This is a genomic window from Burkholderia sp. Ac-20344 (assembly GCF_017104975.1).
Taxonomy (GTDB): Bacteria; Pseudomonadota; Gammaproteobacteria; order Burkholderiales; family Burkholderiaceae; genus Burkholderia.
This window is the reverse complement of sequence record NZ_JAAGPP010000228.1, coordinates 1-10,365: the sequence shown is the minus strand read 5'-3', so window position 1 is coordinate 10,365 and position 10,365 is coordinate 1. Positions and strand designations below refer to the sequence as shown.

Annotated in this window: 9 protein-coding genes and 1 pseudogene; 8 read left to right on the top strand and 2 right to left on the bottom strand. The window is 61.3% G+C overall.

Annotated features, from left to right (window positions below):
* From G3N64_RS36550 to G3N64_RS36520, 7 genes are all read left to right on the top strand, one after another.
* Window positions 1–199 (top strand): hypothetical protein (locus tag G3N64_RS36550; protein ID WP_205788497.1); only part of this gene is annotated, 199 nt, incomplete at its 5' end.
* 766 nt (window positions 200–965) lie between these two features.
* Complete coding sequence (locus G3N64_RS36545; protein ID WP_205788496.1) at window positions 966–1,481, top strand: flavin reductase family protein; 516 nt, start codon at window positions 966–968, stop codon at window positions 1,479–1,481.
* Complete coding sequence (locus tag G3N64_RS36540; protein WP_205788495.1) at window positions 1,481–1,933, top strand: 6,7-dimethyl-8-ribityllumazine synthase; 453 nt, start codon at window positions 1,481–1,483, stop codon at window positions 1,931–1,933. Before G3N64_RS36545 ends, G3N64_RS36540 begins: the two co-directional genes overlap by 1 nt.
* 117 nt (window positions 1,934–2,050) lie before the next feature.
* Window positions 2,051–2,875 (top strand): fumarylacetoacetate hydrolase family protein, encoded by an 825-nt coding sequence (locus G3N64_RS36535; protein ID WP_205788494.1) that lies wholly within the window; start codon window positions 2,051–2,053, stop codon window positions 2,873–2,875.
* A gap of 293 nt (window positions 2,876–3,168) precedes the next feature.
* Window positions 3,169–4,299, top strand: a complete 1,131-nt coding sequence (locus G3N64_RS36530; RefSeq protein ID WP_205788493.1) for a porin — start codon at window positions 3,169–3,171, stop codon at window positions 4,297–4,299.
* Window positions 4,300–4,388: 89 nt separating this feature from the next.
* On the top strand, window positions 4,389–4,715 hold the full coding sequence (locus tag G3N64_RS36525) for a hypothetical protein (protein ID WP_205788492.1): 327 nt from the start codon (window positions 4,389–4,391) through the stop codon (window positions 4,713–4,715).
* Window positions 4,716–4,833: 118 nt separating this feature from the next.
* Entirely contained in the window at window positions 4,834–6,363 is a 1,530-nt protein-coding gene (locus G3N64_RS36520; protein ID WP_205788491.1) for an aldehyde dehydrogenase family protein, read from the top strand.
* 168 nt (window positions 6,364–6,531) lie between these two features.
* On the opposite strand, the gene G3N64_RS36515 is transcribed toward G3N64_RS36520, so the two are convergent.
* Window positions 6,532–8,355 carry a helix-turn-helix domain-containing protein gene (locus tag G3N64_RS36515; RefSeq protein WP_205788490.1) on the bottom strand — a complete coding sequence of 608 codons (1,824 nt, stop codon included), beginning with the start codon at window positions 8,353–8,355 and terminating at the stop codon, window positions 6,532–6,534.
* A gap of 504 nt (window positions 8,356–8,859) precedes the next feature.
* Here G3N64_RS36515 and G3N64_RS36510 point away from each other — a divergent pair.
* A complete protein-coding gene (locus G3N64_RS36510; RefSeq protein ID WP_205788489.1) occupies window positions 8,860–10,113 on the top strand; it encodes an aminotransferase class III-fold pyridoxal phosphate-dependent enzyme in 1,254 nt (417 codons plus the stop codon).
* A 140-nt stretch (window positions 10,114–10,253) separates the two neighbouring features.
* Here G3N64_RS36510 and G3N64_RS36505 read toward each other — a convergent pair.
* Window positions 10,254–10,365, bottom strand: a pseudogene (locus tag G3N64_RS36505) (IS5/IS1182 family transposase); the annotation flags it as partial.

Here is a 10,365-nt window from a genome sequence, read left to right as displayed (position 1 = left end):
TGTCCGCCTCGCGCAGAATCGTGACCATCTGTTCGTCGGTAAACCGGCTCTTCTTCATGACTTCCTTTTCTCCGTTGGAAGCCATTCTCTCAACTTTCAGATGGTCCGAAAATTCCAGGGCAGGTCACTGGCGCTTCAAGTCCAGTTCTGCCAAGGCGAAGGCAACGAAAAAGAGAGCAGCAAAAGCAGCGGGCAGTGAGGAGTTATCCACACCGGAATAGATGTACTACGCTGTCTCGGGGTGGGTCAGATTTAGATGAAAACGGTGGGTCAAGATTCGGTGGAAATCAACAACCAACGGCTTGGCTGAAGGCTGAGCCGCCAAATTGAACGCCGCCGCTGAACGTGGCCCTCGGCGTCATTTGGGTGCCGTGCCGTCGCGGCTGGGCACCTCCCGGTGGAACTTGGGGTTGGCTTTGCTGCCGCCAGGCTCCCGGGTTCCCGCCCGTGCGATTGGAGGAGCCGATAGCGGACAGGCGTCAAGGAAAGAGGCGAGGGAGGGTGCGGGCAACACGGTCCCGCGCCCCTTGATGCCTGTCCGCTATCGGCTACGGTCGCGGGTCAAGGGCGGGAAGCTGGGAGCCGGTTGCATTGCCATGCCGCGAGTTGACCGGGTTCTGAGGAGAGGCGTGCGAAGGATTGCGCTCAAAGAATGTTCAGCGAGAACAGCTGATCGGTTCGGTACCTCTGCCCTTAATGCCCTCGAACGGCCCTTGGTCGCCCGAAGCTTACTCAAGCCTGACGCCTCGCTTCAGTCCGGCAGCCGCCCCTCTACATCGGCGCGATCCGTCTCCCTGTCGTTCGGAGGCGCTCAAGTATTGACCCAAGGTGGGACAGTCGGCTCCTTTCGGATAAGTCAGAATCGGTTCACTCGCTGGCGCCCTCACGATATGCGGCGATGCCAGACCGTAACACGAACTGGGTCATTACAGCAGACTCAGAACCGGAATGAAGGGAGATGAACCGTGAATGCTCGTGCCGAAAACGTCGCACAGCCAGACGTCCGCGCATTGTTTCTCGAAGCGATGTCGCATTTGCCAGGCCCCGTTGCGCTGATCACGACCGGAAGCGGAGCGAAGCGAATGGGACTGACGGTCTCCGCGATCTGCAGCCTTTCCGCCGACCCGCCTTCGCTGCTCACCTGCATCAACAAGAATGCAAGTGCGCATGACGAACTTGTCGCGCGCGGGGTGTTCGGCGTCAATGTTCTGCGACCGTCACAGGTCGACATGGCGTCATTGTTCACGCAGAAAGGTGTGGACCGGTTCGCGAGTTCGGACTGGACCGAGCGAGCCACCGGCGCGCCGTTGTTGAGCACGGCGCTAGTGACTTTCGATTGCCGGCTGAAGGAAGCGATCGACGGCTTCTCGCATACCATTCTGATCGGCACGGTCGACAGCATCGAGATCGCGGAAGACGAAGACCGCGACTGCCTGATGTGGCATCAGCGCCGGTATCGGACCATTGCGGAGATCGGCTGATGCAAACCAGACAGGCTACGACCGCCACGCGTTACGCGTTCGTCAAGGCGAACTGGCACCGCGACATCGTGGACCGGGCGCTGGATGGGTTCTGCGAAGTCATCGATCGCGCTGATGTCGAGACTTTCGACGTGCCTGGCGCCTTCGAACTTCCGTTGATGGCGCGCGATCTCGCGCGCAGCGGGCGATACGCGGCCGTGATCGCTGCGGCGTTCGTCGTCGACGGCGGAATCTACCGGCATGACTTCGTCGCGCAAGCGGTCGTTGACGGGCTCATGAAGGCCGGCATGGAGACGGGAGTACCGGTGCTGTCCGTATCGCTGACGCCGCATCACTACCAGGAAACCGACCACCACACTGCGATCTTCAGCGCTCACTTCGTCTTGAAGGGACGAGAGGCGGCCCATGCGGCGCTGAGAATCGCCGAGATTCGGCGTGCCATCGTCGGGTGACACGGAACCGTTCAAGCGGCAGCGCTGAGACAGCGCTTGATAAAAGGAAGCGAATTGAAATTAGTCTCTTACGAAGCCTCAGGGAAGTTGCGCCCCGGAATCCTCGTTGACGATGCCGTGTTCGACATCGACAGGCTCCTGACCGGTCGCGCCGGCGCGGCGGCGGATGCGGTCGGTTCCATCGCCGAATTATTGCGGCGGCACGCAGATACACTGCCCGCGCTGTCCGAGCGGCTGTTGACCGCGGCTCGCGCCGAGCCCAGCGCACGCATGGGTCGTATCGATACGCTCAGGCTTGGGCCGCCGGTTCACGACCCGGCGAAAGTGCTGTGCATCGGCTTGAACTACCGCGATCACGTCGCCGAGACGGGGCGCGCCGACCCCAAGGCGCCCGACGTGTTCGCGAAGTTCGCCTCCACGCTCATCGGGCCGATCGATGACATCGATTGCACTGCGATCACGTCGAACCTCGACTTCGAGGGCGAGCTTGCGATCGTCATCGGCCGTCCGTGCCGTCATGTCGATGCCGACGACGCCCTGTCGTATGTCGCAGGCTTCACGATCATGAACGACATTACGGCGCGCGATCTGCAATACAAGGGCACGCAGTGGCTCGCCGGCAAAGCGGTGGACTCATCGACGCCATGCGGCCCCGCACTGGTCACGCTAGACGAAATCGGCGATCCCCAATGTCTCGATCTGAGCACCCGCGTGAATGGCGTGGTTATGCAGCGGTCGAACACGGAACGAATGATCTTTCCGATCCGGCACATCATCTCCTACATTTCGTACTTCCTCGCGCTTAGTCCGGGCGACATCATCGCGACTGGAACGCCGGAAGGAATCGGCAGCAAGCGGACGCCGCCAGTTTGGCTGAAATCGGGAGACACCGTCGAAGTTGAAATCGAAAAGCTGGGGCGGCTTCGCAACGTGGTCCGCTGATTGACGCTCAGCCATCCGGTCAGCCTCGCAGACGGCTGACCGCAGACTCCCTCCGCGCGAAACGATCGCGTGAACTCTTGTATGCAGCACAGTCCCTCAATCTCCCTCTGTGTAGCAACACGGGACAGTTGCCACCTTTTTTGTCCGTAAAAAATACAACGGCTCGCGTGATAACGAGCAAGGGACAAGTCCCAATGCTGGCGTGAAGCGGATGCGGACATCGATCGAGCGATTCTAGCTACCCAATCGATAAGCTATCCTACGTATAAAACAGAAGTCCGGACAGGAGCACTATGAAGAATACGGCAATTACGCTGAGTTGCGCGTTCATGATGAGTACCATTGCGCATGCTGAAAGCAGCGTTACGCTTTACGGAACGGTAGATAACGGCTTCAACTTCACGAGCAACGCCGGCGGGCACAATGGATACGGGATGGTCAGCGCTGATGCCGCGCCGAGTATGTGGGGCTTCAAAGGCACCGAAGATCTGGGCGGGGGGATGTCGGCGATCATGCAGCTCGAGGATGGCTTTGACATCAATAGCGGGAGGTCGCTGTATGGCGGACTCTTCGGACGTCAGGCGTTCATGGGCGTCAGTTCGACACGCGCGGGCACGCTCACGCTCGGCCGGCAATACGACGCGATGGTCGACGCGTGGAGCATTTTTACGGCGGCGGGCTCGACGATTGGCGATTTGGCAGCACATATCTTCGACAACGACAACGCGGACTACTCGTATCGGTACAACAATGCAGTCAAGTACGTATCGCCATCGTTTCTGGGGCTACAGGCTGAGGCTGTCTATGCGTTCAGCAATGTGACGGGTTTCGCGAACAATCGCGCGTACAGCGGTTCGGTGAGCTATGCGAATGGGCCGGTGTCGGCCGCGGTGGCGTACTCGCATCAGACCAATGGCGGAACGACGCTGTCCGGCGCGGTGTCCTCGGATCTCGCGTTCGTCGCAGCGGCGCAGAGCAATGTAGGCTTCGGGGCGAAGTACACGTTCTCGAACGCGTCGAACGTGTCGCTCGCCTATTCGCACGTGAGCTTCGACGCGCCGACCGGCGGAATCTATATAACGGACGTCGGTTCGGCCGCATGGACCTCGTGGAAGTTCGACAACGTCGAACTCAACGGCCAGTACTTCTTCGCGCCGGATGTCTGGTTGGCGGCATCGTACACATTCACGCACGCACGCTTGCAACGAGCCGCCGACGGTTTCTCGCCTAACTGGCACCAGGCGGCCCTGATGCTCGACTACGACCTGTCAAAAAGGACGTCCGTGTATCTGCAGGGTGCGTTCCAACACAACAATGCGAGGACCGGTACGGGCTTCGACAACGCCTATATCGTGGGCTCGATGGCCCCGTCCTCGACTGGGAATCAGACCGTCGTGCGACTCGGCCTGATCCATCGGTTCTGACGCACGCTGCAATAACAGGCCATCGAGTCGCAATGGGTTCGCACATGAAACCGCGGAGCCCGAGAACCGTTCTGTCCCGCCTTCTGCAAATGAAGAGACGGACGGATTCGGTCGATCTGAAGCGGACCCTGGAGCGCGCCGCGACGGGTTGCATCGTCAATCTCCTAGACAGCGATTCGGAGGATCGGGCATGTCGAACGTCGTCGAATACGCTCGAGAACGGCAGCGCATCCACCTGGCGTCTCTACTCGGTCCTATCCGCATCCGCGGAGCTGATCGCGCTGGTAGAAGTTCGTAACAGATTGTCGATGACCAAGGTCACGTCATTCGACGCCAAAGGCGTGGCCCGTTGCTCGTCGATACCGTTCGATGCGCCGGCGAAGCAGTTTCGTCGGGCGCTCTTCTCTTGCGCTTAGTGCAACGCGAGCCGCTGTATCGATTTGAGACATAGCGCGGCTTCGGCACTTCCTATAATCCATTGACCAGGCGGATCGGCGAGAACGGTCAGCTTTCTCATCTTTACCCGGAGTCTGAATGACAGAATTTACCCACGCCCAATTCGCAGCGGATCTGAACGAGATCCGGCAGGGAAAGCCTAATGTCGTGCCTCATGTTGTCGACGGTCGACGCATCTTTGAAGGCGAAGTTATCTATCGCGAGGATCCGGCTTTTCCGAGCGCGATCGTGAGCGGATCGCACGAGGCATCGGATGCATTGGTTCTGGAAGCGGTAGCGGCCAGCCGCAAAGCGCAAATCGAATGGGATACCGTGCCGCTTGCGGAACGCGTGCGGCTCGTACGCAAAGGCGTTGCGTTCGTCGAAGCGAAGTTGCGCGACTGGACCGCCCGCCTTGGCGTGGAAACGGGTAAGACGTTCGGCGCGGCCAGGGCGGAAGTTCTGGAAACGCTCGCGTTCCTGAAGTTCTATCCGGACTACGCTGACGCGCCGGGCGCATTCGAAGACGAAAGGGTTCCCGGTGCTCCCGATGTCTGCAATCAGTCGGTGTTGCGCCCGTACGGCGTCTTCGGCGTGATCACGCCGTTCAACTATCCGATGGCGTTGTCGGCGGGTCCGGCCATCGCCGCCGTGCTCGCAGGCAACGGCGCAGTCATCAAGTCATCGCATCTGGGCCCGTGGTGTGGGCAAGCGGTGTACGAGATGTTCGAGGCGATGGATCTGCCAACGGGTCTCGTCAATATCGTGCACGGCGCGGATGCGCCCGGCAAAGCACTGGTCAATTCGTCGGTCGATGGCATGTCGTTCGTCGGTTCGGTGCAAACGGGCTTGTCGATCATGCGGCAGTTCAATGCGGGCCCGTACCCGAAGCCGGTAATCGCCGAGATGGGCGGCAAGAACCCGGTCATCGTCACCGACTCCGCCGACCTCGAAGCGGCTGCGGACGGCATCGCGTTCTCGTCGTTCGATCTGGTCGGCCAGAAGTGCAGTGCATTGTCGCGAGTGCTCGTTACGCCGGGCGTCCACGATCGCCTCGTCGAACTTGTCGAAGCGCGGCTCGAGGGACTCAAGATCGCCGATCCGGCAGAGGCCGATGCTTTCGCCGGTCCGCTGATCACGAAGGAAACCGCCGAGCGCTTCCAACGGGTCGTGGCCTCGGCACGCGAGGCAGGGTTGCGAGTCGCGGGCGGTGAACGTGTGGAGGCCGAGGGCTACTTCGTCAATCCGGTCGTGATCTCATCGTTGTCCGCCGATCACGAGCTGTCGACGAGGGAGCACTTCTTGCCGCTGGTGACGATCAGCAAGGTGGCGTCGTTCGATGAAGCGCTGAAGGCGGCGAATCAACTCTCCGTCGGACTGACAGCCGGAATCTATACTGGCGACGAATCCGAAGCGCAAACCTTCCTGCGACGTATCGAAGCCGGCTGCGTGGATGTGAACATTCCCGGTCATGCGTGCACCGGATGGTTCCCGGGGCCGCAAACGTTCGGCGGCTGGAAAGCGAGCGGTTCGACCGGTAAGCAGGCCTATGGCAAGTGGTACGTTCAGCAGTTTGCGCGCGAGCAGGCGCGCAAAGTTCCGCTGCACATGCGAAGCCTGCTTGGCTGACGAACGCGATCCACTGCGGTGCGGTGGATCGTCTGTCGCAGAACGCCGGAAACGATGAATCGCGGCGACGAAAACGAAACGGGCGGACATCGATACTTGATGTCCGCCCGTTGTTTTTTTGTATGCCGGGTCTTTGCGAGTCGAACTCGCTTCACACACGCGCGGAACTCAGTACATTGCGATGCCCAGATCGAAGCCGCGGCTCTCGTACGAATCGATTTTCCGGTACAACGTCGAACGTGCGATCCGGAGAATCGCGGCCGCGCGCTGGCGGTTGCCGCCCGCCTCGACCAGCGCGTCGCGAATCTGCTGCAGTTCTGCCTGTTGAAGCGGGCTGAGCCGACTGCGGGCCAGTGCGCGCTTATGCACTTCGGTAAGATCGTCTACGCGAATCTCGGCCCCAGTCGAGCGCAAGGCCGCGGCTTCGATCACCTCTCGCAACTCGCGGACATTGTCGGTCCATTCGGCCGACGCAAGCACGTCGAGCAGGCGCGCGGACACCCGGCGCCCACCCTGAGAACTCTGCGCGAAACTTTGCGCCAGCAGCGGAATGTCTTCGCGCCGGGTGCGCAACGGCGGCATCCGTATATCGACGCCTTTCGCCGCGGCGAACAACGCAAGCAGTCGGTCCGTGATCTGCCGGACCGTCAGGACGACCGGCGGCCGGTCGACGCCGGCGAGCACGGCGACGAGTCGTTCCAGCACCGTGTCGCTCGCCAGATCGACCCGATGGATCAGCAACGCGCGCGAATCATCGGATAGCTCGTCGTCGAGGTGCCGGGCGAGGGCCTCCACGTCGCCGCGACGGCCGAGGTCGAACGATTCGACATGCGTGCGCAACTGCTGCGCGATCATCTGCGCGATGAACTTCTTTCCCGTACCTGGCTCACCGCTGACATAGGCGCCGATTCCCTGCTCCACCGCCGCCGCCGCGCTTTCGACCGCGCGGCGGATCGCGAAGCTCTCGCCAACGAGCGCGCCGAAGCGCGACCCGCGAACGGCCGGGCACGACACTGCAATCCGGGTGTCCGACGTGTCGAACTTCTTGACCTTGATGATGGATCCCGCTTTTGGGTTGCCGGCATGCACCGGGGCGACCTGAAGCTGCAGAACCCGGTCGGGCCCGCACACGACCTGATGCTCAGAAGGGCGGTTGTATTGCTTCGCTTCTCGCGCGAACGCGGAGAGCACCGCGTAATCGCTCTGCTCCAGCAATTGCGTCGCCGCTCGACTCGCGATGGTCGTGTGATCGTCCATTACCACGACGGCCTCGGCGCCGCGCTTGCGCACTTCACGCAAGTACGCGCCGAGCATCGCCTGTTCGCCGGGCGCTATGCGCGCGGCCAATGCGCCGGTGATTTCCGACGCGGCGCCCTGCAGAATGAACATGACCGTGCGCGGATCGAGGCCTCTGACGAAGCGCTCCGGCAGCGTCAGGCTCAATACGCCGCGAACGCCCTGATGCAGCGGATCGCGAATGAGAACCGACGTGCAGCAGGCATCCTGGAACGCTTCGTTGAAATGCTCGCCGCCCCACACTTGCACCGCGCAGCCTTCCTCGATCGCAGTGCCATCGGAGTTGGTGCCGAGCAGACTCTCCGACATCCGGCCGCCCAACGTTGGGAACAGCCGATCCGCGACCTTGACCATCGAATGCGCGCCCCGATAAACGGCGAGCGTGCCGCGAGGATCGCAGAGACTCAGGCAGCCGTTCGCTTCCGCAAAGAGTCGTTCGAGGTCGTTGAGCGCGGGCTCCGCGGCGCGCAGAAAGTGTTCATCGAGTTCGGGTTCCGCCATTGCGTCGAGCACGCGCTTACCGGTACTGACGTTCGACTGCATGCTGCGTTGCCAGGAACGCGCGATGACCGGACGCAGGGTCGACAAATCCGTATTGATCGGGTCCGTCACGAACTGTTCCCGGAGCTCGATAAGCGAAGCATTATCGGGGCGGTTGACGGCTGGCTGGCCGAATGCCAGTGGCAAGACGCTCATACAGTACCTCGTTGAACTTCGGTTATGCAGTTGATTGAGCGTAAATAGCCATATCTCCACCGTCAACGGGCATAAACCACTGGGTGCCCCGATGCGGCGCATTGGCCGAAATAAAGTGCGATGTTCGAGAACTATAAGAATCGGATCGCTGCTTTTCTTGCGTTACGCGAGTCGTTCATTCGTCTCGTGTCTCAACTTCGGACAGTCCGCAGGCCACCCGAAGCGCCACCACGCCGCTGCGGTTGTACGTGAGCCGTTGACACATCGGTATAAACGACCGGAACCGATCGACAGCGAGTAACTCCCGAATGTGTCAGCGCAATGATTCAAGGTGAGACAGTCGGATGCATTTATTTCATCGACTATCGCACCTGTCCCGGCGAAACCTGTTCTGGACACAGCCGTAACACCGCCACGGTCAGGTTGGCGCCGTGCATTTGACGCGACATCGGAATATTGCGTCGACATCTCATTGCGTCGGGAGCGCTGGAAATGATGGCTACATTGGACGAAGGCCTTGGAAGGATGAAAGTGGATGACAAGTTTGCAAAGCGTGGCAATCGGGGTCTCCCCTTGCTGCCCGGCGGCGTGGGACGCTCGACGTATTACATCGGTGCACCGGCACCCTACGCGTTGCACGGTGACGGCTATAAGGTATGGGATGACCGCGGCCGCGAACTGATCGACGCCAACAATAACTTCACGGTGCTGGTGCATGGCAACGCGCATCCGCGAATCATCGACGCTGCGACGAAAACGATGCACGAAGGGATGTGCTGGGGCATTCCGAACGTGCACGAATGGGAACATGCAGAGCTTCTGCTGAAACGTCTGCCCGGAATGGACCAGATCCGCTATACGAATTCTGGAACCGAAGCCGTGATGACCGCGATCCGGATCGCGCGAGCAAGCACCGCACGCGACGGTTGCATCATGACGCGCGGCGGCTATCACGGCTCGTCCGACGTCGCGCTGTCGGCGCAGGGCGCGAAGGAGAGCCGCGGCGTGCCGGAAGGCGTGTCTCGCGACGTGACGACCATTCCGATCAACGATGTCGCCGCACTCGAAGAAGCGATTGCCGCACGTCCGGCTCACTACGCGGCGATCGTCGTCGATCTGCTGCCGAATCGCGCGGGTCTCTACGCCATCTCGCCCGAGTACATCGAAACTGCGCGCGCGCTCGCGACGCGCCATGGAATCGTGCTGATCGTCGACGAGGTGATCAGCTTCCGGCTCGGCTATCGAGGACTCAGTGGCGAATACGGCGTGACGCCCGACATGGTCACGACGGGCAAGCTGATCGGCGGTGGATTTCCGATCGGCGCAGTTGCCGGCCGCGAAGAACTGATGCGCGAATTGGATCCGTCGCGGCCGGATGCGATTCCTCACGCGGGCACTTTCACCGGTAATCCCATGAGTATGGCAGCGGGCGTCGAATCGTTGCGCCTGCTATCCGCCGAGGTCATCGCGACGATGAACGCGCTGGGCGATGGCGCGCGACAAGCAATCGCGAGCCGCATCGCGTCGGTTGGCTGGGACGTGCGCGGCCGAGGCTCGCTGCTGCGGCCGTTTCCGAAGGACGTCCCCTACAGCGCGGCGCTGCAACAGGCGGTCTGGTGGGCCGCCTACGACCGCGGTGTGTTGCTCTCCCCGGCGAACCTGGTCGCGCTGTCGTCGCCGATGACCGAGGCGGTCGTCGCGGATCTCGCGGAGCGTCTGTCGGAAGCAGTGGTTGAGGTCGCGAACCACTTCGGCTGACGCGGCGCCCGCCGCCCCTTTTTTTGCATCGTTTGTCTTGCCCCCGGACGGACCGTTCCGCCGGATGTGAGCCGCTCTAGCGCCGCGCCGGAGCGCAAAGACAGCCACACAAGGTTCCCTTGATACGCTTAGAGGCCAGTTCAAAAAGGCTGCTCGATACGCCTGAAGATGTTCCAACAGACAAGCGAGCAACCGAGTTTCAGGAATGCTTCGTGAATGTCGGCACGTCGCTCGAAGCGAGTGCGTAGGCGA

Bases quoted from the DNA above. Each gene is read 5' to 3' on its own strand.
- G3N64_RS36525 (WP_205788492.1), top strand. From the start codon at position 4,389: ATGAAGAGACGGACGGATTCGGTCGATCTGAAGCGGACCCTGGAGCGC.
- G3N64_RS36515 (WP_205788490.1), bottom strand. From the start codon at position 8,355: ATGAGCGTCTTGCCACTGGCATTCGGCCAGCCAGCCGTCAACCGCCCC.
- G3N64_RS36530 (WP_205788493.1), top strand. From the start codon at position 3,169: ATGAAGAATACGGCAATTACGCTGAGTTGCGCGTTCATGATGAGTACC.
- G3N64_RS36540 (WP_205788495.1), top strand. From the start codon at position 1,481: ATGCAAACCAGACAGGCTACGACCGCCACGCGTTACGCGTTCGTCAAG.
- G3N64_RS36520 (WP_205788491.1), top strand. From the start codon at position 4,834: ATGACAGAATTTACCCACGCCCAATTCGCAGCGGATCTGAACGAGATC.